This window comes from Ruegeria sp. D7, from assembly GCF_056534355.1.
Map to the genome: position 1 here is coordinate 312846 of NZ_JBQFPG010000002.1, position 23542 is coordinate 336387.

21 protein-coding genes are annotated in these 23542 nt (G+C 57.2%); 9 read left to right on the plus strand and 12 right to left on the minus strand.

The features are described 5' to 3' along the window. Positions 1–80: 80 nt before the first annotated feature. The 3 genes from ACRZ9U_RS04450 to ACRZ9U_RS04460 all read right to left on the minus strand — a co-directional run bounded on the left by ACRZ9U_RS04450 (position 81) and on the right by ACRZ9U_RS04460 (position 6151). Positions 81–1520, minus strand: a complete 1440-nt coding sequence (locus ACRZ9U_RS04450; RefSeq protein ID WP_480901309.1) for an amidase family protein — start codon at positions 1518–1520, stop codon at positions 81–83. Between the two features lie 180 nt (positions 1521–1700). After that, a complete protein-coding gene (prpE, locus tag ACRZ9U_RS04455) occupies positions 1701–3590 on the minus strand; it encodes a propionate-CoA ligase PrpE (RefSeq protein WP_170401320.1) in 1890 nt (629 codons plus the stop codon). Between the two features lie 287 nt (positions 3591–3877). Beyond that, positions 3878–6151, minus strand: coding sequence for an NADP-dependent malic enzyme (locus ACRZ9U_RS04460; protein ID WP_170401318.1), 2274 nt, complete (start codon positions 6149–6151; stop codon positions 3878–3880). A gap of 196 nt (positions 6152–6347) precedes the next feature. Here ACRZ9U_RS04460 and ACRZ9U_RS04465 point away from each other — a divergent pair, with 196 nt between their 5' ends. The 7 genes from ACRZ9U_RS04465 (at position 6348) to upp (ending at position 12747) form a co-directional block, all read left to right on the plus strand. Further along, positions 6348–7052, plus strand: coding sequence for a hypothetical protein (locus ACRZ9U_RS04465; RefSeq protein WP_170401316.1), 705 nt, complete (start codon positions 6348–6350; stop codon positions 7050–7052). Beyond that, positions 7015–8118, plus strand: coding sequence for a cupin domain-containing protein (locus ACRZ9U_RS04470; RefSeq protein ID WP_170401314.1), 1104 nt, complete (start codon positions 7015–7017; stop codon positions 8116–8118). Before ACRZ9U_RS04465 ends, ACRZ9U_RS04470 begins: the two co-directional genes overlap by 38 nt. Positions 8119–8222: 104 nt before the next feature. After that, positions 8223–8615 (plus strand): cytidine deaminase, encoded by a 393-nt coding sequence (locus ACRZ9U_RS04475; RefSeq protein WP_170391936.1) that lies wholly within the window; start codon positions 8223–8225, stop codon positions 8613–8615. Positions 8616–8619: 4 nt separating this feature from the next. Beyond that, positions 8620–9927, plus strand: coding sequence for a thymidine phosphorylase (locus ACRZ9U_RS04480; RefSeq protein WP_170402839.1), 1308 nt, complete (start codon positions 8620–8622; stop codon positions 9925–9927). Next, positions 9924–11135 carry a phosphopentomutase gene (locus ACRZ9U_RS04485; protein WP_170401312.1) on the plus strand — a complete coding sequence of 404 codons (1212 nt, stop codon included), beginning with the start codon at positions 9924–9926 and terminating at the stop codon, positions 11133–11135. The genes ACRZ9U_RS04480 and ACRZ9U_RS04485 overlap by 4 nt, the downstream gene beginning before the upstream one ends. After that, positions 11132–12118: an adenosine deaminase gene (locus ACRZ9U_RS04490; protein WP_170401310.1), complete on the plus strand. Its 987-nt coding sequence runs from the start codon at positions 11132–11134 to the stop codon at positions 12116–12118. The genes ACRZ9U_RS04485 and ACRZ9U_RS04490 overlap by 4 nt, the downstream gene beginning before the upstream one ends. Continuing rightward, positions 12115–12747: a uracil phosphoribosyltransferase gene (gene upp / locus ACRZ9U_RS04495; protein WP_170391930.1), complete on the plus strand. Its 633-nt coding sequence runs from the start codon at positions 12115–12117 to the stop codon at positions 12745–12747. The genes ACRZ9U_RS04490 and upp overlap by 4 nt, the downstream gene beginning before the upstream one ends. A gap of 3 nt (positions 12748–12750) precedes the next feature. Here the strand turns inward: upp and ACRZ9U_RS04500 are convergent, their stop codons facing one another. After that, positions 12751–13764 carry a hypothetical protein gene (locus tag ACRZ9U_RS04500; RefSeq protein ID WP_170401308.1) on the minus strand — a complete coding sequence of 338 codons (1014 nt, stop codon included), beginning with the start codon at positions 13762–13764 and terminating at the stop codon, positions 12751–12753. Positions 13765–13911: 147 nt separating this feature from the next. Here ACRZ9U_RS04500 and ACRZ9U_RS04505 point away from each other — a divergent pair, with 147 nt between their 5' ends. Together ACRZ9U_RS04505 and ACRZ9U_RS04510 are read left to right on the plus strand one after the other, a co-directional pair. After that, on the plus strand, positions 13912–14850 hold the full coding sequence (locus ACRZ9U_RS04505; protein ID WP_170401306.1) for a DMT family transporter: 939 nt from the start codon (positions 13912–13914) through the stop codon (positions 14848–14850). A gap of 209 nt (positions 14851–15059) precedes the next feature. Beyond that, the gene (locus ACRZ9U_RS04510; RefSeq protein WP_480901310.1) at positions 15060–15836 is read left to right on the plus strand and encodes a Hint domain-containing protein; all 777 of its coding nucleotides are present in this window, start codon (positions 15060–15062) and stop codon (positions 15834–15836) included. 53 nt (positions 15837–15889) lie between these two features. Here ACRZ9U_RS04510 and ACRZ9U_RS04515 read toward each other — a convergent pair whose 3' ends face one another. The 8 genes from ACRZ9U_RS04515 to ACRZ9U_RS04550 form a co-directional block, all read right to left on the minus strand. After that, on the minus strand, positions 15890–18091 hold the full coding sequence (locus ACRZ9U_RS04515) for a 3-hydroxyacyl-CoA dehydrogenase NAD-binding domain-containing protein (protein ID WP_170401304.1): 2202 nt from the start codon (positions 18089–18091) through the stop codon (positions 15890–15892). Next, a complete protein-coding gene (locus tag ACRZ9U_RS04520) occupies positions 18084–18572 on the minus strand; it encodes a cupin domain-containing protein (RefSeq protein WP_170401302.1) in 489 nt (162 codons plus the stop codon). Before ACRZ9U_RS04520 ends, ACRZ9U_RS04515 begins: the two co-directional genes overlap by 8 nt. Beyond that, complete coding sequence (locus ACRZ9U_RS04525; RefSeq protein ID WP_170401300.1) at positions 18572–19783, minus strand: acetyl-CoA C-acetyltransferase; 1212 nt, start codon at positions 19781–19783, stop codon at positions 18572–18574. Before ACRZ9U_RS04525 ends, ACRZ9U_RS04520 begins: the two co-directional genes overlap by 1 nt. A gap of 12 nt (positions 19784–19795) precedes the next feature. Next, the gene (locus ACRZ9U_RS04530) at positions 19796–20434 is read right to left on the minus strand and encodes a glutathione S-transferase (protein WP_170401298.1); all 639 of its coding nucleotides are present in this window, start codon (positions 20432–20434) and stop codon (positions 19796–19798) included. A 31-nt stretch (positions 20435–20465) separates the two neighbouring features. Next, a complete protein-coding gene (locus ACRZ9U_RS04535; protein ID WP_170391916.1) occupies positions 20466–20678 on the minus strand; it encodes a hypothetical protein in 213 nt (70 codons plus the stop codon). A gap of 53 nt (positions 20679–20731) precedes the next feature. Next, entirely contained in the window at positions 20732–22513 is a 1782-nt protein-coding gene (locus ACRZ9U_RS04540; RefSeq protein WP_170391914.1) for an acyl-CoA dehydrogenase C-terminal domain-containing protein, read from the minus strand. A 38-nt stretch (positions 22514–22551) separates the two neighbouring features. Next, positions 22552–22953 carry a MerR family transcriptional regulator gene (locus tag ACRZ9U_RS04545; protein ID WP_039536426.1) on the minus strand — a complete coding sequence of 134 codons (402 nt, stop codon included), beginning with the start codon at positions 22951–22953 and terminating at the stop codon, positions 22552–22554. A gap of 172 nt (positions 22954–23125) precedes the next feature. Continuing rightward, on the minus strand, positions 23126–23494 hold the full coding sequence (locus ACRZ9U_RS04550) for a MerR family transcriptional regulator (RefSeq protein WP_170391912.1): 369 nt from the start codon (positions 23492–23494) through the stop codon (positions 23126–23128). Positions 23495–23542 lie beyond the last annotated feature (48 nt).

The following is a 23542-nucleotide window of genomic DNA, read 5'->3' on the forward strand; positions in this document are numbered from 1 at the left end:
ATCCGGGCATATTTTAGTATGCGGACCCCGGGACAAAATCCCGGGGTCTATTTCATTTGTGAGGCCTGAGTGAAGATGTCTCAGGTTTGCGTGCTCATTCGATCCCACAGAATCGGAGCCATCTGCCCCACACGCGCTTCGATCGCGACCGCTGCATCCACCGCCATATCCTCACGCCAGCGTCGAGCAGCAATCTGAACATTGATCGGTTGCGGCCCATTCGGCAATTCGGCCAAGCGTGCGGGAACGCTGGCGGCGGGCAGCCCGAGGAAATTCATCGCATAAGAATAGACTGCGCATCCTAACACCTCATGAACGCCTTCGGCGCCTTCGGTATCACGATCGGGTCTGAAGAACGGTTGCGGCAGGAATGGAGACAGGACCAAAGGATATTCCTGCATGAATAGCGACCATTGGCGCGCATAATGGCTGCGTTGCGCCAACGCCTGAATCAGTTCGTCGCCTACGATCGGAGGAAACTCCTGAAAATAAACCTCGAAAATATCACGAATGGTTTGAGACCCGGCTGCCTCGATATCGTTTTTCATCAACGTCAGCACTTCACCCATCAGCGCGCGATAGCCGATGCGCCCGCATTCGAACACATCCGGCGGATCAATGTCTTCAACTATATATCCGGCATCTACCAGCGCCTCCCGAGCAGTACTTAGCGCTTTGTCCACTTCGGGATGCAAAGCGTATTCGAACGTATTTTTGGTGAACGCAACTTTGATTGGGACGTCCGGCCCCGCGCCGCGCCAAGGCATTGGCACATGGAAGGGGTCGCGGGCGTCCGGGGCGATCAGGCTGGGCATCGAAAGGTGCAGGTCCTTTGCGCTTCTTGTGATCAAGCCCTGTACCGACATCGATTGTGCCAGCATCCCGCGTTCCACCTTCTGGCTGGGGTTCCAGGCCGGTACGCGGCCCAGCCCCGGTTTCACTGTAACCGCACCATTGGCTGCAGCAGGGAACCGCAAGCTACCTCCGATATCGTTGCCATGAGCCAGTGCGCCGATGCCCGCCATGACCGCAGCCCCCGCGCCCCCAGACGACCCACCGGGCGAGATATGGCGGCCCCAAGGATTGTGCGTGCGCCCATGAAGTGGATTATCCGTGTCAGCGCGGAACGAGAATTCGGGCGTGTTGGTCCGCCCGATGACAATGGCCCCCGCATTGTGCAAGTTTAAAACCACCGGGGCGTCATCAGGGGCAATGACATCCTTCAAGGCAACCACACCATTTGTAGTGGCATGGTTCTTCTGGTCGACATTCACTTTTATGGTCACGGGGACCCCGTGCAGCGGCCCAACCGAGGCACTATTGCGGCGCGCCTTATCAAGCGCAGATGCACGCTCTAACGCTTCTGTGCCCAGATCGTCCACGACAGCATTCAGCGAGGGATTTACCTGATGCATCCGCTCCAATGCATCACTGATCACCTCTACTGCGCTCAACTCGCCAGCTTGGGTCAGCGCAGCCAATTCTGTTGCATCAAAACGCCAGATATCGCCCTGTGTCATGCTCGTCCTCCTCACCTCAAACTGAGGTGAGGAGGACCCAATGACAAGCCCCGCAATCGCAAAACGGATCCAACCTTCATCTGGCCAAAAACATCTCGGAGCGCGAGGCAGAGCCTCGCACACGCGCGACAGCGCAAATCGATTGCGCCGTAAGGCGCTCCGCTTGATCGTACCGTGAAATTACTGCGCGTAGCCGATAGTTTGCAGGGCCACCGTGATCTCGTCCAGAATTGCTGGGTCATCGATTGTGGCAGGCATTTTATACGCCTTCCCATCCGCGATCGACACCATCGTACCACGCAGGATCTTGCCCGAGCGTGTCTTGGGCAGACGATCCACCACCACTGCTTTCTTGAACGCAGCGACTGGGCCGATTTTGTCACGAACCATCTGGACCACATCGGTTACCACCTCCGCGTGATTCCGGTCGGATCCGGCATTCAGGCACAGGAAACCTACGGGCATCTGGCCTTTCAGTTGATCAGAAACCCCAATCACGGCGCATTCTGCCACATCGGGGTGGGCGGCCAACACCTCTTCCATCCCGCCCGTCGAAAGTCGGTGCCCGGCGACGTTGATCACGTCATCGGTACGGGCCATGATATAGAGATACCCATCTTCGTCGATCATGCCCGCATCACCGGTTTCGTAATAGCCGGGAAAATGCTCAAGGTAGGATTTTCTGAAGCGCGCCTCAGCATTCCATAGGTTTGGCAATGTGCCTGGCGGAAGCGGAAGTTTGACTGCGATCGCGCCCAACTCGCCCGGTTTCATAGGATGGCCGCCTTCGTCCAGAATCTGAACGTCATAGCCCGGCATAGGCTTGGCAGGTGATCCCAGCTTGACCGGAAGCTCTTCGATTCCGAGCGGGTTGCCAGCGATGGTCCAGCCAGTTTCGGTTTGCCACCAATGGTCGATGACCGGAACTTTCAGCGCATCCTGCGCCCAGATGATCGTATCTGGATCAGCCCTCTCTCCTGCAAGATACAGAGCCTTAAGGCAGGATAGATCGTAATTCGCCATCAATTCTGCATTTGGGTCTTCGCGTTTTACGGCACGAATGGCAGTTGGGGCAGTGAAGAAGCTTTTGACCTTGTGTTCGGATATCACGCGCCAGAAAGTTCCGGCGTCAGGTGTTCCGACGGGCTTGCCCTCAAAAACAATCGTCGTGTTGCCGTGGATCAGCGGGGCATAACAGATATAGGAATGGCCAACGACCCAGCCGACATCCGAAGCCGCCCAGAACACATCTCCCGGATCGACATTGTAGATGTTTTTCATCGTCCAGTTCAGCGCGACCAGATGGCCGGCAGTCGGGCGCACGACGCCTTTGGGCGCACCAGTGGTGCCGGATGTATAGAGGATATAGGCTGGATCATTGCCGCTGACTGGTACACATTCTGCGGGCTCCGTACCGTATTGGAATCCGTGCCAGTTGACGTCGCGACCCTCGATTAGTTGTGCGACTTCCTGCTCGCGCTGGAATATTACGCAAAACTTGGGTTTGTGGGTGGCCAGATCGATCGCGCCATCCAGCAGAGGTTTGTAGTGCACAACGCGTCCCGGCTCCATCCCGCATGAGGCAGCGATGATCGCCTTGGGTTTCGCATCGTCGATACGTACGGCCAGTTCGTTGCTGGCAAAGCCGCCGAATACCACTGAATGCACTGCTCCTAGCCGGGCGCAAGCCAGCATTGCCTCCAGCGCTTCGGGGATCATAGGCATGTAGATGATGACGCGGTCACCTTTCTCAATACCTTTTGCACGGAGCGCGCCAGCCAGATTAGCAACCCGATTGCGCAACTCGACGTATGAGATTTCGCGTTTGGTATGAGTAATGGGGCTGTCATAGATGATCGCGGTTTGCTCACCACGACCATTTTCCACATGGCGATCAACCGCGTTCCAGCACGTATTTACCTTGGCATCACTGAACCATTCGTAAAGAGGCGCATTGTCGTCAAACAGAGCTTTTCTGGGCGCTTGAACCCAATCGATCCCCTTGGCTGCATCCATCCAGAATGCTTCGGGGTCGTTCTTCCAGCTCTCGTAGACGTCCTGATATGCCATAATGGCCTCCTCCCAAATTCCTTGTGCTATGTGTTAGGCATCGTGGATGTTTCGAGCAAGCGATGCGCATAACGGCGCGTCAGTTTATCGCAAAATCTTTGCAGAACCTTGCAGTTTGGCTTGCAAATTTTTGCAAATCCTCTGATCTGAGCAGACTTCTGAGCGTCATATGTAAGGATTTGCAAATCTGCAAATTTATTGCTGCAAATGTGCTGGCGCTAAAAGAATCAAACCGGGCACCTAATCTGGTGCCCGGTCATGTATACGTAATGATATTGGCGCTGGGCTTATCCGTAGTGCGCGACTGGCGTACCTGCGATGGCCGCCATGTTCAGCAGTCCCCTGGCCGTAATCGAGGGCGTTACGATATGCGCCTTGTTTCCCATTCCCATGAGGATTGGACCTACCTCAAGCCCGTCCGCTTTCATCTTCAGGATATTGCGCACACCGCTTGCCGCATCCGCATGGGCGAAGATCAGGACATTTGCAGAACCTTCCAAACGCGAGTTCGGGAAGATACGTGCACGCAATTCAGGATCCAAAGCCAGATCAAGGTTCATCTCGCCTTCATAGCTGAAGTCGCGTGGCTCGGAATCGAGAATTTCAAGCGCAGCCCGCAGCCGCTTGCCTGATCCCTCGGCCTGATTGCCGAATTGCGATTGCGAACAAAATGCGATCTTGGGTTCCAACCCGAACCGCCGCACGTGACGAGCAGCTCCAATGGTGGATTCGGCAAGTTCTTCTGGTGTCGGCAATTGTCTTACATGCGTGTCTGCAATGAACAGAGGGCCATCTTCCAGAATCATCAGCGAAAGCGCGCCATGCGGGCGCAAATCGCCATCATCCAGAACCTGTTCGACATAGTTAAGATGCCAGCGATACTCACCAAAAGTGCCACAGATCATGCTGTCTGCCTCACCGCGATGCACCATGATTGCTGCAATGGCGGTGTTGTTGGTGCGCATGATGGCTTTGGCCAGATCCGGAGTGACCCCCCGACGCTGCATTATTTGATGGTACGAATTCCAATAATCGTAGTAACGGGGATCGTCCTGAGGGTTCACGATTTGAAAATCCTGCCCCGGTCGTACTGTCAGGCCTAGCCTTTCGCAACGTGCGCTGATCACGTCCGGTCGCCCGATCAGGATCGGGGTTTCCGTGGTTTCTTCCAATATCGCTTGCGCAGCCCTTAAAACACGCTCGTCCTCCCCTTCTGCGAAGACAATTCTACGCGATGCGACGGCTGCGGCTTCGAACACTGGCCGCATCAACAGTGCAGATTTGAACACGGTCTGGTTCAGGCGCTCTTTGTAGGCCTCGAGGTCATCAATGGGTCGTTTTGCGACCCCGCTCTTCATAGCAGCCTGTGCAACCGATGACGAAACGACCCCCACTAGGCGCGGGTCAAAGGGTTTTGGGATCAGGTAATCTGGACCAAAAGTCAGCTGCTCACCCTTATAGGCCGCCGCGGCTTCGGCGCTGGTCGTCGCGCGGGCCATGTCGGCGATGCCGTCGACGCAGGCGATCTGCATCTCGTCGTTGATTTCAGTCGCGCCCACGTCCAGGGCACCTCGGAAGATAAACGGGAAGCACAACACGTTGTTCACTTGGTTCGGAAAGTCGCTGCGACCGGTCGCAATGATCGCGTCAGGGGCAACTTCGCGCGCCGCCTGTGGCAGGATTTCCGGAGTGGGGTTGGCCAGCGCAAAGATGATCGGGGTCTTGGCCATCTTCTCGACCATCTCAGGCTTGAGCACATTTGGTCCGCTCAAACCCAGAAACAGATCGGCACCTCCGATCACATCATCCAGAGTGCGCAGATCGGTTTTCTGTGCAAACTGGTCTTTGTGGGGGTTCATATCCTCGGCGCGGCCTTCATAGACCAGCCCGTGAATGTCGCACAGCCAGATATTCTCACGTTTAACGCCGAGCTTAACCAACATGCTGAGGCAGGCGATCCCGGCAGCACCGCCGCCGGTCGAAACTACTTTGATATCCTCGAAGCTCTTTCCTGCCACATACAGGGCGTTTTTAGCTGCGGCACCAACAACGATTGCCGTGCCGTGCTGATCGTCATGAAACACCGGGATGTTCATCCGTTCCCGGCACAGTTTTTCGACAATAAAACAATCCGGTGCCTTGATATCTTCAAGGTTGATCGCGCCAAATGTGGGCTCCAGAGCACAGACGATATCTGCCAGCTTTTCTGGGTCAGGCTGATCCACCTCGATATCAAAGCAATCGATGCCTGCGAACTTTTTGAACAGGACGGCCTTGCCTTCCATCACCGGTTTCGAGGCCAATGCGCCTATATTCCCAAGGCCCAGAACTGCGGTGCCGTTTGACACAACTGCAACAAGATTGCCGCGGGCCGTGTATTTCTCAGCATTGGCGGCGTTGTCCTTTATCTCAAGACTGGCTTCGGCGACGCCTGGCGAATATGCCCGCGCAAGGTCCCGACCATTTGCCATTGGTTTGGTTGCCTTGATCTCAAGCTTTCCGGGTTTTGGATGCGCATGATAGTCAAGCGCGGCCTGTCTCAGGTTCGGTGTGTCAGACATCGGTAATACAACTCCGTTCCAATATTCGTTTGATGGTTAAACTATTTCTCAGCGCTTGGCTATGTCGCCTCGGACCGCAGTCAGAGACAGGCCTCACGGATACGTTAACGAAACGTTGGTTGAGAGTTGCTGCATCGTTTTTATGTACAGCCAATTCCGGGGAACCTGACGGACACCAGAAGCGGCGGACCTTATCATGCGTCATGAAGACAAAGCTTGTGCTAGTGCGCAATTTGCCAACCCTTCAATCAGGATTGGTGCCAATCGGAATGTCTTCTTTGTTGTGCTTGTTTCGGCGGTTTCATTTCTTTGCGTCGTTGTGACTTGGCACCAACCGGCAGCAACTTTCATCCAAGAAGGCGGGTTGATTGAGACGATATCGGCCACTGCGTTACTGGCTGCCGGTTTGGTCGCGTTGGTACGCTTCCGAGGCGTCTTGCGGCTTTACATCGCGGTGGTCTGCCTGCTGTTGGCCGAGCGCGAATTGGAGGCGGAGGTGTACACAGAAGGCAGCGCGCCTTTCGTGGTGCTAAACTGGGTTGATTTATTGCTTGATGTGACTGCAGTAAGGATCGTTTTGGCTGCGATCGTCATTGGTGGTTTGCTCTGGCATGGGATACCGAACGGAATTAAGGCACTTAAAATCCGCGCGCCTTTTCTGATGATTTTTTTCCTGGCCGGAAGTGTTGCGGTGCTGGCTCAGCTTCTTGAGGAAATCAGCGGATTGTTCGACGAATACCTTTCGGTTGCGATGGTTACACGTTTGTTCGTGATGGAAGAAACGCTGGAGATGTACTTTTCGATTGGCATTTTGGCTGCTGTTCTGATCGGATGGCCAAAACCAAAATCCGAAGAGAAACAGAATGACCAGCAATACCGGCGACTCCCTCACGCGCGCTGAAATCCGACTGCCGACGCAGGAACTGCGCAACGATATCCCGTTTTATACCAAGGTACTGGGGATGCGGATGGATATGATCTATCCGGCAGATGACCCTCGGGTTGCCGTGTTCTCTGGTCACGGTCTGCGCTTGCGGATCGAGAAAGATGCAGCTGAAGCGGCGGGAACGTTGCGCATTCTGACAAACGATCCAGATGGTTTTGCAGACGGTCAACGAAGTCTTGTAGCCCCAAACGGCACCCGGATCGAGATTGACGAGTTGAACCCGCCGCTGGTCATGCCGGATACCGTCCACTCTTTTGTTGTTCGTAGGCTCAAGGATCAGGCGCCGTGGATCATTGGACGGGCAGGGATGCACTATCGCGATCTCGTGCCGGACCGGCTTGGCGGATCGATTATCGCCAGCCATATACGTATCCCAGATGGTGGTCCTGTGCCCGACATGGTGCATTTCCACAAAGTCGGATTTCAGCTGATCTTCTGCATCCACGGTTGGGTCGATGTGGTCTACGAAGATCAGGGCGACAAGATGCGCCTGACGGCAGGCGATTGCTTTATTCAGCCGCCTGAAATCCGCCACCGCGTGCTGGAAGCGTCAGACAACGTTCAGGTGATCGAGATTGGTGTCCCAGCCGAGCATGTCACGGAGATTGATCATGAGATGGAACTACCCACCCCGCATTTCCGCCCGGATCGGGAATGGGATGGGCAGCGGTTCGTTTACAATCAGGCGAAAGATTCCGACTGGGTGCCATTCCGTTTGCCCGGTTACATCTGTCGTGACACGACGATTGCCGAGAATACCAAAGGCGTGGCGGGCGTTCAGGTCGTGCGCCGGGGCGAGGGTAACCCTCAATGGGCCAGCCACGACACCGACATACACTTTACCTTCGTGATGACCGGCGAGGTGACGCTTGAGGGTGAAGGGCGCGAGCCCTATCGGTTGGAACAGGGCGATGCCTTCGTCATCCCGCCGGGAATGCGAACACGGCTGTCAGACCCCTCGCGGGATGTGGAACTGCTTGAGGTGACTTTGCCGGGGACCTTCAACACGACGTTGGGTTAGGGCCAAGAAGAAGTGGATAATGGCGTCAAGGGGGCTTCAATTCCCCCGTCGCTTTCCAGTAGGGTATGATATTCTGACCAGATGATCAAAAATTGGGATTCGCCATGTCTTTGAAAGATGCAGCTTTGGCCGTTCGGGAAAATGCCCACGCGCCTTATTCGAATTTCAAGGTCGGGGCGGCGATCCGGTCCAGTTCAGGTGTGATCTATTTTGGCTGCAATGTCGAAAATATTGCTTACCCCGAAGGTACGTGCGCCGAGGCCGGGGCAATCGCGGCAATGGTCGCCGCTGGTGAAAAAGAACTGACCGAGGTCTACGTGGTCGCCAGCAGCCCGCAGCCGGTGCCCCCATGTGGTGGATGCCGTCAGAAACTGGCCGAATTCGGCAACGGGGATGTGGTCGTTACGATGGCAACGGTTGATGGTCTGGAAACCAAAACCACGATTGCCGATCTATTGCCGGGTGCGTTCGACGCGTCGCATATGGAGGATGTCTGACTTCATGGATGCGCGCTCGATCATCGCCAAACTTCGCCGTCAGGAAGTACCAACCGGCGACGAACTAATGTGGTTCGCGCAAGGCCTGGCCGATGGTGGCGTCAGTGACGCGCAGGCCGGGGCCTTTGCAATGGCTGTCTGTATGGGCGGTCTGGGGGCCAATGGGCGGGCTGATTTGACTGTTGCCATGCGCGACAGCGGCGAGGTGCTGACGTGGGATTTGGACGGGCCGGTGGTCGATAAGCATTCGACCGGTGGGGTCGGCGATTGCGTCAGCCTGCTGCTTGCCCCGGCTTTGGCGGAATGCGGGGCGTATGTGCCGATGATCTCGGGGCGTGGTCTGGGCCATACCGGGGGCACTCTGGACAAGCTCGAGGCCATACCGGGAGTGACCACTCAGATCGGGCAGGCGCGACTGACGCAAGTGCTGAAAGACACAGGGGCAGCCATCGTGGGGGCAACGGGCCAGATCGCCCCTGCGGACAAGCGGCTGTATGCGGTGCGCGATGTGACGGCGACGGTGGAGAGCCTTGACCTGATTACGGCATCAATCCTGTCCAAGAAGCTGGCGGCTAGCCCGGATGCGTTGGTTCTGGACGTTAAGGTGGGCAGCGGCGCGTTCATGAAGACACTCGATGAGGCACGCAATTTGGCGCAGGCCTTGACCGAAACGGCTAATGCCGCTGGTTGCCGTACATCCGCAGTGATCACCGACATGAGCCAGCCCCTTGCGTCCGCGCTGGGCAATGCGCTGGAAGTGGCCGAGGTGATGAAAGCTTTGACCAGCGGGCAGGGATCACCTTTGGCGGAAATCTCGGCCGAGTTGGGGGGCGTTCTCATGGCGGATGCCGGTATGTGCGCTTCGGCAGAAGAAGGGAACGCCAGAATAACCCAAGTGATCCGCGATGGCCGTGCAGCCGAACGGTTCGGACGCATGATGGCTGCCGTGGGTGGACCGGTGCATTTCGTTGACACATGGGATCGGTTTTTGCCGGAGGCCAATGTGATCCGGGAAGTTCACGCTCCGCATGGCGGATATGTCTCGTCTATTGATGGCGAGGCGCTGGGCCTCGCAGTCGTGGCCCTAGGCGGTGGGCGCCAGATCGAGAGCGATGAGATTGATCCGGCGGTTGGCCTGTCGGGCATTCTGAGGGTCGGAGATAAGGTGACCAAAGGCGCTCCGTTGGCGGTTGTTCATGCGGGGCGCGAAGATGCAGCGCAACGGGCTGCCGCGGTGGTGCTAGATGCCATCGCGCTGAGTGACGAACCGGTAGCACAGCCGCCTCAAATCCATGAAAGGATCAGCGCATGAGCCGCGCTTTCCTTGTGGTAATGGACTCGGTTGGTATCGGCGGCGCGCCGGATGCCGATCAGTTTTACAACGGCACCAAACCCGATACAGGCGCGAATACATTGGCCCACATAGCACAAGCTTGTGCCGAGGGGCGCGCGGAAGAAGGGCGGAGCGGACCGTTGCAACTGCCCAACCTGGATGCCTTGGGGCTGGGGGCGGCGACCCGTCTGGCCTCGGGCGCACCGACGCCGGGGCTTGAGGCTGCGCCCACGGGGCTTTGGGGTTGCGCCCGTGAACACTCACCCGGCAAGGATACGCCTTCGGGGCATTGGGAACTGGCAGGTTTGCCAGTGCCATGGGATTGGCACTATTTCCCGGACACCCGACCCGCTTTTCCCGAAACCCTAAGTATAGCCGCTGCCAAGGCCGCAGGGACCGACGGTATTTTGGGCAATCGCCATGCCTCGGGGACGACGATCATCTCGGAACTGGGGGCCGAGCATATACGTACCGGCTGGCCGATCTGCTACACGTCTGCCGATAGCGTATTCCAGATTGCTGCGCATGAAGACAGCTTTGGGCTCGACCGCCTGCTGGATATGTGCCGCACCCTTGCGCCGCGCTTGCACGAGATGAAAGTGGGCCGCGTTATCGCCCGACCGTTTGTCGGAACGCCCGAAAAGGGGTTCACCCGGACAACCAACCGCAAGGATTTTGCCATCGTTCCACCAGAACCCGTTCTGACGAATTGGGCACAGGATGCCGGTCGCCGTGTGCATGCGGTGGGCAAGATTGGCGATATATTTTCAATGCAGGGGATCGACACGCTGCGAAAGGGTTCGGACGCAGAGTTGATGCACCACCTTTCGGACCTCGTTGATGAGGCGGAAGAGGGTAGTCTGACATTTGCAAACTTTGTCGAGTTCGACAGTCTGTATGGCCATCGGCGTGATATCAGCGGCTATGCCCGCGCGCTGGAATGGTTCGATCGTGAAATCGGAGTGATTGCGCAAAAACTGCGCCCCGGTGATCTGATGCTATTGACCGCAGACCACGGCAACGACCCCAGCTGGAGCGGCACTGACCACACCCGTGAACAAGTGCCCGTGCTGATCGCAGGGCAGGGCACGGGCGAGATCGGTCCCGTGAACTTTGCCGATATCGCCGCCAGTATCGCGCACCATCTGAACATACCGGCGCAAGGGCCGGGAAGGACTTTTATATGACAGTCGCTGACCTGCCTAAGATCGAATTACATTTGCACCATGAAGGCGCCGCTCCGCCTAGCTTCATACGCCAACTGGCCCATGAGAAACGAGTGGACCTGAGCGGGATATTCAAACCCGACGGCTCTTATGATTTCCGCGACTTTGCCCATTTCCTTAGCGTTTATGAGGCTGCGTGCGAGGTGCTGAAAACACCTGAAGATTTCCGCCGCCTGACGCTGGCCATTCTGGAAGAGAGCGCCGCGAATGGTGTGGTGTATTCCGAAACATTCCTTAGCCCGGATTTCTGCGGCGGTGGCGATTTGCATGCATGGAAGGATTACCTGACTGCGATTCAGGACGCCGCAGACGAGGCCGAGCGCAAATTCGGGATCACCCTGCGTGGTGTCATCACTTGCGTGCGCCATTTTGGACCCGAGCAAGCCAAGGCCAGCGCCCATTGTGCGGCTGAAACCGCAGGTGACTGGATTACCGGATTTGGTATGGGCGGCAACGAATCCGTCGGAACGCAGGGCGATTTCAAATGGGCCTTTGACTGCGCGCGCGAGGCTGGGTTGCGATTGACGACCCATGCCGGTGAATTTGGCGGTCCAGAGAGTGTTCGGGATGCTGTCCGTGATTTGGGGGTCGAGCGCATAGGCCATGGCGTTCGCGCCATCGAAGACCCGGATCTTGTGTACGAGTTAGTTGACCGGGGCATAACGCTTGAGGTCTGCCCGGGTTCAAACGTGGTACTGGGCCTGTTTCCTGATTTTGCCGCCCATCCCATCGCGAAATTGCGTGATGCAGGCGTCAACGTCACGGTATCCACTGACGATCCGCCGTTTTTTCATACCACGATGCGGCGCGAGTATGAGATGCTGAATGCAGCGTTCGGCTGGCAAGCCGAAGATTTTGCTGCCCTGAATGAAACAGCCCTGAACGCGGCCTTTTGCGATGAAGAGACCCGCGCGCGGGTCAAGAAAAGACTGGAGACATCATGAGCGATCACCTGACCGTCGTCGACCACCCACTGGTGCAGCACAAATTGACGCTCATGCGGGACAAAGGCACCTCAACCGCTGTGTTCCGGCAGTTGCTGCGCGAAATCACGCTTTTGCTGGCTTATGAGGTCACCCGCGAGATGCCGCTGACCACCCGCCATATCGAAACCCCGATGGAAGAAATGGACGCTCCCATTCTGGCGGGCAAGAAATTGGCGCTGGTATCGATCCTGCGGGCCGGAAATGGGATGCTGGACGGCGTGCTGGAGCTTATTCCCTCTGCCCGAGTGGGGTTCGTGGGGCTTTATCGGGATGAAGAGACGCTGAAGCCGGTCCAATACTATTTCAAAGCTCCCGAGGGTTTGACGGACCGTTTGGTCATTGCTGTTGATCCGATGCTGGCAACCGGCAACAGCTCGGCTGCGGCCATTGATTTGCTGAAAGAGCAGGGGGCGAAAGATATCCGCTTTCTATGCCTGCTGGCTGCCCCCGAGGGCGTCGCGCGCATGAAAGAGGCGCACCCAGATGTCAAAATCGTCACGGCCGCGCTGGATCGTGAGCTGAACTCAAAGGGTTACATTATGCCTGGACTAGGTGACGCTGGCGACCGGATGTTCGGGACCAAATAGGTGCTATTGCCCGCAAATATTCTGTAGCCGGACCCAATCGCGGTCGGGCAGTACCTGTTCCAAAGTACGACCCGCCATCGGATCGGCTTCTATCAATCCAAGCACGGACTCGCCTGTGATATCAAGCGCATAGGCGTATGGGGTCGAGGGCAGTGCGGTCTGTGCAAAAACCGCGAGCAGCACGTCATCGCTTAGCTGCGGCTGTGGACCGGATAGAACCTGCTCAGTGTAGGTGTCCACGATCTCGGGCGTCAATTCGCCGGTGGTCAGCAACCGAAATGCGGCACTCGGGCCTGTACGGTCCAACAGATCGTCCAGCGGTTCCTGCTGAGTTGCCCGCGCGCGCGCGGCTATGATGTATCCGGCGGCAACGGCTGGGTCTTCGTGATCTTCGACCAGTGCCCGGTTTAGCAGTACGGTTCCACCCGGCAGGCTCAGGCTGTCAGGCAGACCTGCTGGAAGGATCACGATTTGGCGGACACCGGTGCGGCGCGCCAGCTGATCCAGCGACGCTTGCGCATCAGGCGAAGAGCAAGCCTTGCCTGACACCCTTTCGATCCGCTGCAGGATTGCATCGCCGATTTCTTGTTGCTTGACCTCTGGCACTACCGAAACAACATGGCGCTGCAGTGCTCTGGGTAGCCAAAACAAAAGCACTGCCAAGACCGCCAGAACAACCCCTGCAACGCTGAGCCAACGCAGCCGTCCGGGATGTGGTCTGGCACGGTCGATGGCGCGCTGCAGCCGGTCAATTGCTTCGATCATTGTGGTTTCAGATTCTGCAAGCTCCAGTGTTTCGCCGGGATCGCCGTCGGGATTGAATATTGCAGGGTAGGTTCCGGGGTTTTGTCGCTCTAGCGCCGCCAGCGACCAATGGGTCAGCGCGCTGTCATTGAAGTCAGAAATCGTCAGAGTGGCTTCACCAATCGATACGACTACTTCGCGCCGTTGCTCATCGGGCGAGGGACGCCACAGACCGGTGGCTTCGATCCGCTGGTACTGTTTGAGTGCGGTCATCGGGTAATGCTGCTCGAATATTATTTTGCGCCAAGCTTAGCATGGCGAAAACCAGCGGCGCAAACCTGTTGCGCAGTGTTTGTGAAATGTGCTGAGTGTGCCGGGTAAGTTTCGGCCAGAACGGGCTGATTAAGGGCAGAGGCGCGGATGCAGTCACAACAACAAACCCATTCAATCATGGCGTCGTTGCTGATGGTTGCGGCCATGTCCATTATCGGCGTGATCGACAATTTCGTGATCCGCGTGGCCGAGAGCGTGGGGCTTTGGCAGTTTCACCTAAGTCGCGCCTTACTGATGCTGCCGCTGATCGCGGTGTTGTCGATATTGGGTTTGGGCACCTTGAGGCCCCGGCGGATTGGTGTCGTCGCGGTGCGCAGCGTGTTGATCACGCTGGCGATGCTCTTCTATTTCAGCGCGCTGGCATTGATGCCCATCGCTCAGGCGCTTGCCGGGTTATTCACATCGCCGATATTCGTGCTGTTGATTTCGGCCCTTTTGTTGAAACAGCGCATAGGTCCCTGGCGGATCGTGGCTGTTTTATTGGGGTTTTCGGGAATTCTGTGCGTATTGCAACCGGACCCGACATCGTTTGATGTAAAGACGCTGCTGCCAGTCGCTGGTGGCTTCTTTTACGCACTCAGCGCTGTTGTAACGCGCACCCACTGTTCCGATGAAAGCACTGTTGCGCTGCTGGCGGCGATGGTAGTCACACTGGGGCTTGCGGGGGCGATCGGACTGATCTGGCTTGCCCTGTTTCCGGTTGGCGTGCCAGTCGGGCCGGATGGCTTCGCGATGCGCGGTTGGGTTTGGCCGATGCAAGAGGCGTTGCCTTGGGTTGTGGTTCAGGCCGTGGGCTCAACAATTGCCGTTTTTATGCTGATCAAAGCCTATCAACTGGGTGAGCCATCATATGTCGCAGTCTTTGAATACTCGGTCATGATATTTGGCCCGCTCTTTGCCTGGGTGGCGTTTGGGCAGTCCGTCGGGCAGATGCAAATCATCGGCATTGGCATGATCGCCTCTGCCGGAGTGCTGCTTGGGTGGCGGGAGCGGCGGTTATCCTCACTACAGCATGCGGCGCAGTAAGAACGGAATAGAATCGGCTTGTATCCCTCTTAGCATCGTTTCGAAATGCCTATCAAAGCTCGCTCGGAATACTGATTTGTTTATTCAAAACCAGTAAATTGCGGCGAAACTGACCTAATTTGGCCTCAAATGTGGCAAAACTAAGTCCAATTGAGGCACAACTCTAAGACCTTCTGAGTTGTGTGAAGGTGCCAACAGGGGGACGGCACGTGTTAGAGTTAGTGAGTGTTTCGGGGTATTCGAAACGTGAAGTTAAAGGCCGACAGGCCTTTGTGGGACAGGCCGCATCAGCGCGTCGTGGGGGATTGCTGCACGGAACCAAAGTGTCCACAACAGGGGGCTGGAAACGGGTCGAAAGACTAGTTGCAGGCGATCTGGTGCGGACCCGGGACCATGGGTTCAAAGAACTGAGGCGCGTTTGCGTCGACCGGATCGTGGTGCCGGGAGACGAACGCAGGCCCGAGCATCTGCCGATCCTTGTGCCATCCCGAGCAGCTTATAATGGGCGCCCAGTCTGGCTGATGCCGGAACAGGGTATGGCATTGGATCAAGGCAAGCTTGGCGTTGGAATCGAGGGGATTTCGATTATTCCAGCTCGAACGCTCAGCGGGGTGGGGCGTATTGAGTCCAGCACGCCTGCGCAGTCATTCGATGTCACGTCATTATTCTTTGACGAGGATGAGCTGGTTTTTATCGAGGGCGGATTTCAGGCTTATTGCCCGTCCGGTCGCATGAATACCGGGTCAAGTCGAAACCCTGAGGCCTATGAAGTCGCGGATGCTGAACACGCCGATCTTCTGATCGAGGCCGTGACCGGCAAAGGGAACCTTTCGGCTTTAACCAACCCGTTGGCTGCGTTACCTGCACCCATTCCGCAAGAGCCAATTTTCCCGATCCGACCGGCATTGGGCGTACGTCGACCCGGGCGACCGGGGCGGCCCAATATGCCTGCGCTGTTCCTGCGGCCTGAATGGCAGCTGCAATAGTAGGTGTTTGAGTATGAAGCAGGCGCATGGGCTCATGCGCCTGCTGTCTTTGTTCAGGCGGCCTGTGCTTCGGGGTTGAAGCGGCCATAGAAGCTCTGACCTTTTTCCGCCATCTCGCGCAGCAGCGGCGGGCAGGTAAAGCGCTCACCATAGGCTTCGGTAAGTTGATCGCAGCGTTCGGCGGCGTAGGGCGTACCAATGATGTCCAACCAGCTGAGCGGGCCACCGGACCACGGCGCAAAGCCCCAGCCAAGTATCGCACCCACGTCGCCCTCGCGGATATCTTCCAGAACACCTTCTTCCAGCGCACGGACGGCTTCCAGAACCTGCGCGAACATCAGACGTTCCTGCACTTCGATCAGGTCGGGCTGGTTTGCGGCATGTGGGTATTTGTCCTGCAGGCCCTTCCAATACTCGACGCGTTTGCCCTTGTCGTCATAGTCGAAGAATCCTGCATTGGCCTTGCGACCCAGACGACCTTGTTCTTCCATCCAAAAGATCAGATCATCGCCCGGATTTTCCGGGTAAGCGTTGCCCATAGCTGCCTTAGTAGCGCGGGCGATCTTGGCCCCCAGGTCAATCGAGGTTTCGTCGTTCAGCTGAATGGGTCCTACGGGGAAGCCCAACTGACGAGCCGCATTGTCGATCAGAACAGGGCTGACGCCTTCGGTGATCATCCGCAGACCTTCGTTGATGTACGGAATAATGCAGCGGTTGGCGTAGAAGAAGCGCGCGTCATTGACCACGATCGGTGTCTTGCGGATTTGGCGCACATAGTCCAGCGCCTTGGCGACAGCACGATCACCGGTTTCCTTGCCTTTGATGATTTCGACCAGGAACATCTTCTCGACCGGTGAGAAGAAGTGGATGCCAATGAATTGCTCGGGCCGTATGCTGGCCCTGGCCAGATCTGTGATCGGTAGGGTCGAGGTGTTCGACGCAAAGATGCAATCCTCGGGGATGATCGCCTCGACTTTCTTGGTCATTTCAGCCTTGACGCCGGGGTCTTCGAACACGGCTTCGATGATCAGGTCGCAGCCTTTCAGGTGCTCCAGATCGGGCGTGGCGGTGATACGGGCCAACAGGGCTTCTTTCTTCTCAGCCGTCGCTTTGCCGCGCTTGATCCCTTTATCCATGTAGCTTTCGCTATAGGCTTTGCCCTTGTCGGCGGCCTCTTGATCGCGGTCGATCAGAACGACCTCCATCCCGGCCTGTGCCGAGACTAGCGCGATACCAGCCCCCATCATGCCGGCACCCAGAACGCCGATCTTCTTGACCCGCTGATCGGGTACATCCTTGGGTCGCACTGCGCCTTTCTCCAGCGCCTCCTTGTTCAGAAACAGCGACCGGATCATCGCTGACGAAGACGGGTTCATGAGCACGTTGGTGAACCAGCGCGCCTCAATCTTCAAGGCGGTGTCAAAGTCAACCAATGCGCCTTCATAGATCGAACTCAGCAGAGCCTTGGCCGCCGGGAAGGCACCTTGGGTCTTGCCGTTCACCATGGCGCTTGCGCCCACGAAGGTCATGAAACCGGCGGGGTGGTAGGGAGCGCCGCCGGGCATCTTGTAGCCCTTGGCATCCCACGGCTTTACCAGATCGGCTTCCTTGGCGTTCAGTACCCATTCCTTGGCTGCCGCAACCGGATCATCCGCCACCGCGTCGATCAATTGCGCGCCTTTGGCCTTCTTCGGGTCCACCATCTTGCCTTCAAGCAAGACGGGTGCCGCCGCCATTGCGCCGACCATACGGCTGTAGCGCATGGTGCCGCCTCCACCGGGGAAGATACCCAGCAGAATCTCAGGCAGGCCGATCTTGGATTTCGGATTGCTGGTCATCACACGGTGATGACAGGCCAATGCGATCTCGGTCCCGATCCCTGCGCAGGTGCCGTTGATGGCACAGGCGACCGGCTTGCCGCCTTTTTTGGACTTGGGGTCCATGCCTGCCAGTTCCAGCCGACGCAGGATGTTGTGGCCACTCATGACGAAATCGAACAGTGCCTGCGCGGGTTCGTCGCCGGCCTCCTGTCGGATCGTGGCGAGCGTGCTCAAGTCCATGCCGCCTGCAAACGACCCTTCTTTTCCACTGGTGATAACGATGCCCTTGATCTCATCATCCGCCAGCGCCTGATCGATCAGATCACCGACCAGAGTGAAGGCCTCGCGCGACAGGACGTTCATGGATTTGCCGGGAACGTCCCAGGTGATGAAGGCGACGCCATCGGCGTCTTTGCTGAGGGTGAAATCAGTCATTGTCATCTCCAATCTGGTCAGCCGTCAGCGGGCTGCCATCCTTGCGAGTGAAAGAGAATCCGTTCTCATCATCTTTCACCATCATATCTAAATCGCTGTAATAGCCGGTCTCTGTCGGGGTCCGGGTGCCCACCACCAGAAAGGTTGCGGGCGCGTCGGTTTTGTTCACAAGGTGATGGCCATTGGCCTCACCTGCAGGCCAAGCAGCGCAGTCACCGGGCAGCATCTCATGCTCGCCATCATCATCGATCAACACGCATTTGCCGCTGAGCATGATGGCAAACTCGTCCTGCTCCATGTGGTAATGGCGCAGCGAGGATAGCCCTGCGGGCTCCAGCCGTACGATGTTGACTCCGTATTGGGTCAGCCCGCCTGCATCTCCGACGCGTTGGACAAAACGACCGGCCGTCGCTTCTGCCAGTATGCCGGGGTAGGAGGAGCCGCCTTTGAACGGTATCTGAGAAAGATCCAGCTTAGGCATCAGACGCGCTCGATAATTGTTGCCGCACCCATACCGGATGCGATGCAGAGTGTAGCCAGACCAGTTTCTTTATCCTGACGCTCAAGCTCATCCAGCAGCGTGCCAATGATCATCGCGCCGGTCGCGCCCAAGGGGTGACCCATCGCGATTGAGCCGCCGTTCACGTTCACCAGAGTCGGGTCCACATCGAACGCCTGCTGGAAGCGCAGTACGACCGAGGCGAAGGCTTCGTTCACTTCGAAAAGATCCAGATCGCCGATTTTCATTCCGTTGTCGGCCAGAATTTTCTCGGTTACCGGAACCGGACCGGTCAGCATGATGGTTGGGTCGGTGCCAATCTTGGCCGTTGCCTTGATGCGCGCGCGCGGCTTCAGGCCGTATTTATCGCCGAACTCCTTATTGCCGATCAGCACAGCCGCCGCACCGTCGACGATGCCCGAGCTGTTGCCCGCGTGGTGGATGTGGTTGATCCGCTCAAGATGCGGGTATTTGATCATCGCAACCTTGTCGAAGCCCGGCATTTGTTCACCCATCATGGCAAAGGACGGGTTCAGCGCGCCGAGGCTCTGCATATCTGTTCCGGGGCGCATATATTCGTCGCGGTCCAGAATGGTCAGGCCGTTTTGATCTTTGATTGTGATGACCGATTTCTCGAACCGGTTGTCCTCCCACGCCGCTGCAGCGCGTTTCTGAGATTCAACGGCCAGCGCATCCGCGTCATCGCGGCTGAAACCATATTCGGTCGCGATAATATCTGCCGAGATACCCTGCGGCACAAAATAGGTTTCCATCGCCAAAGACGGGTCAACGGCAATCGCCGCACCGTCGCTACCCATGGCCACGCGGCCCATCATCTCGACACCGCCAGCGATATAGGCTTCTCCAGCGCCGCCTTTGACCTGGTTTGCAGCCAAGTTCACGGCTTCCATGCCCGAGGCGCAGAAACGGTTGATCGCCAGACCGGGGATCGATTCATCTAGATCCGAAGCCAGAACTGCCGAGCGCGCCAGACAGCCGCCTTGCTCCATCACCTGCGTGACGTTGCCCCAGATCACATCCTCGACGGCGTGGCCTTCCAGATTATTGCGCTCTTTCATAGCGTTCAGGGTCAGGGCGGACAGGCGCACCGAGGTTACCTCGTGCAGGCTGCCATCCTTGCGGCCCTTGCCGCGCGGAGTGCGCAGGGCGTCATAGATATAGGCTTCGGTCATGGGGTCTTCTCCTTAAGCTCGATCCGACGGGTTGCCGGGCATCAGGTCGTAGGGGTGTTTCCAACCGGGCTGTTCGCTAAGGCGCGTCAGCCAGGCATCGATGTTGGGCCAGTCGGCGCGATCAAAGCCAAATGGTTCGGGATAATAGAGGTAGCCGCAGCAGCTGATATCAGCATTGGTCACGCCGTCACCAACGATCCAGTCGCGGCCTTCAAGATGGGCGTTCAGTGTCTGATAAGCAGCCTTGAGGCGACCCTGATTGAACGCGATCACATCCGGGTTGCGGTGCTTTTCGGGCAGGAAGTTAATCAGGAAACGGGTCAGCCCAGCCATTGAGCTAAGCTTGTGATTGTCCCACAGAACCCATCTGAAAATCTCATAGTTCTCATCCCGATCCTTGCCGCCGAATTTGCCGGACTTCTCGGTGACATAGGCCTGAATTGCGCCAGACTGACTGGTGCGAAAATCGCCATCGACCAGTACGGGTGCTTCGCCCATTTCGTTCACTTCGGCCCGGAATTCAGGGGTGCGCGTTGCGCCGTTGAAAAAGTCGACAAAGACCGTCTCCCACTCCAGACCCGACATCTCAAGCGCCAGAGCGGCTTTGTAGCTGTTTCCGCTTTCACCGAAGCAATGCAGTTTGATGGTCATTTGGGCGCCCCTCCCAAGGCGTATTGCGCGTTCAGCGCTTTCTTGCGTCCAGCTCGGAGTTGAAGATGCGCAATCTGTGCGTCAGGTTCTCGTGATCAATCACGCTATTGAAATTCTCGAACAGGAACGACAAAGCCTCACCTTCATCCAATCCCGCCTCTCGCGCGAATCCGCGGAGTTTGCGATAGCCATCCTCGGTCATGGCGACGGGAAAGCGGCGGGTCAGGCGAAAGCGTTTTGGCATCTTGTCTCCTCCAAGGGTGGGTTCGGGCTACGACGCCCGAGCCCACACTGAGATCAGAAGTTCGCTGCGTCCAGCGCCATTACCGTGTCCGCTCCGGTTTGGATGCGCGCCAAATGCATGGCTGTCGCGGGCAGGCGACGGGCCATGTAGAAGCGACCGGTATTGATCTTGGTCTCGTAGAACTCTTTGTCCGAGGCGCCACCATCCAGCGCTTCGCGAGCGGCTTTCGCCATCTGAGCCCACATCAGGCCCAGGCAAACATGACCAAACATGTGCATGAAGTCATACGAACCGGACAGCGCGTTGTTAGGGTTCTTCATGCCTTCCTGCATGAAATACATGCCAGCAGCCTGCAGGTCCTTGGACGCGGCCTTCAGCGGTTCGATGAACGCTTTGTCATAAGCTTCATCCTTGCCGGCATTTTCCTTGCAGAAGGTTTTAACCATCTCAAAGAACGCCATGACATGCTTGCCGCCATCCTGCGCCAGCTTCCGGCCAACAAGATCCAACGCCTGAACGCCGTTTGCCCCTTCGTAGATCATCGCGATGCGGGCGTCGCGGGTGTATTGCGACATGCCCCATTCTTCGATGTAGCCATGGCCGCCATAGACCTGCTGCGCCTGAACGGTCATGTCGTAGCCTTCATCCGTCAGGAAGCCCTTGATGACCGGCGTCAGCAGCGAGATCAGCCCGTCCGCATCCTTGTCACCCGAGCGGTGCGCCTTGTCGATCATGGTTGCGCCCCACAGGATGAATGCGCGTGCGCCCTCGGTGAAGCTTTTCTGATCCATCAGGTTGCGGCGAATGTCGGGGTGTACGATCAGCGGATCGGCGGGGCCGTCCGGGTTCTTCACACCTGTTACGTCGCGGCCCTGCAGGCGGTCTTTGGCGTATTCGACGGCGTTTTGATACGCTGCCTCGGCCTGAGACAGTCCTTGCATGCCCACACCCAGACGCGCTTCGTTCATCATCGTGAACATGGCGCGCATGCCTTTGTGTTCGTCGCCCAGCAGCCAGCCGGTGGCCTCGTCATAGTTCATGACGCAGGTCGAATTGCCGTGGATGCCCATCTTTTCCTCGATCTTGCCGACCGAAACACCATTACGCTCGCCAGGAGTACCGTCTTCGTTCACGATAAACTTCGGGACAATAAACAGCGACACACCTTTGATGCCCTCGGGTCCGCCTGGAATTTTGGCCAGCACCAGGTGAATGATGTTGTCGGCCATGTCGTGATCGCCCGCCGAGATAAAGATTTTCTGACCGGAAATCTTGTAGCTACCGTCGCCCTGAGGTTCCGCCTTGGTGCGCATCAGGCCCAGATCGGTACCGCAATGCGGTTCGGTCAGGTTCATGGTGCCGGTCCATTCGCAGCTGACCATGTTGGGCAGGTACGTGTTCTTTTGCTCATCCGAACCATGCGCGAGGATTGCCGAGGCTGCGCCGTGGGTCAGGCCCTGATACATCACAAACGCCTGGTTCGCGCCCGAGAACATTTCGCCTACCGCAGTACCCATCACATAAGGCATGTTCTGGCCGCCATACTCTTCCGGCATGTCGAGGCCAGTCCAGCCGCCTTCTTTCATCTGCTCGAAGGCATCTTTGAAACCTGTTGGGGTGTACACAATCCCGTTTTCCAACCGGCACCCTTCGATGTCCCCAACCACGTTCAGCGGGTGCAACACATTGGTGGCAACTTTGCCCGCTTCTTCCAGAACCGCGCCGGTAAACTCGGCCTCCAGTTCATCATAGCCGGGGATATCCGACTGCGAGACTTTCAGAACATCGTGCAGGATGAACTGCGTATCTTTGGTTGGCGCGTTATAGACGGGCATGTGAAGCTCCCTTAATTCATATGTCCGAAAGGCCGGGCTTATTCGGCGGCCTTCTTTTCCTGTTTCATCGAGGCGATAACCTTTTCGCCCCAGCGCAACTGCTCTTTCAGTTCGTCAATGGCCTGCGTCAGCTCTTCGCGGCGCGATTCCATGTCAGCAAGGCGTTCGCACGCGATTTCATAAGTGCGGGACATCTGGGTCAGCTGCTGGTCACCCACGTGGTACAGGTCCAGAAGCTGGCGGATCTCTTCGAGGCTGAAGCCAAAGCGCTTGCCGCGCAGGATCAGTTTCAGGCGTGCACGATCCCGTTTGGTGAACAAGCGCTTTTGGCCCTCGCGGATCGGAAACAAAAGCTCTTTGGCCTCGTAGAACCGCAATGTGCGGGGCGTGACATCATAGGTCTCGCACATTTCGCGGATGGTCAGCAGATCTTCGGTCATGGTTCAAACTCTCATCACTGGCGTCATGCAATCTGAGTTGCGCAGTCGATGAGCGTTTTACAACACACAAGTGACGTTTACGTAATGCGGACGCTGCGTCACAAAATAGTTGACGTAACATCCAGTCGCGTAAGCAGGGGTTTCGGCAATTTTCTTGCCGTAGGGGAAGGGGCTATTTCAGCAGGCCGACGGTCTGATCGCGCAATTGCTGAAGCGCATCCATTGCTTCATCCAACTGCGCGCGCTGCTGGCGCAGCTCTTCCATTTGACGATCGGCCATCTCGATAAAGGTCGCCATCTGCGCCTGATTGCCCTGATCTTCGTAGATCAGCAGCCACTGGCGAATCTCTTCCAATGGAAATCCAAACTTTCGACCACGCATGATCAGTTTCATCCGGGCGCATTCACGAGGCCCGTAAAACCGCGATCTGCCTTCACGATCAGGCTGCAGCAATTCGATGTATTCGTAATAGCGCAGGGTGCGTGGGGTCACGTCGAACTCGGCGCACATTTCTTTGAATGACAAACGGGTGTCGGACATTCCGGGTCTCCTTGGCAGCAACCTAGGGCGTCGTTGCGGCAAGCGCAA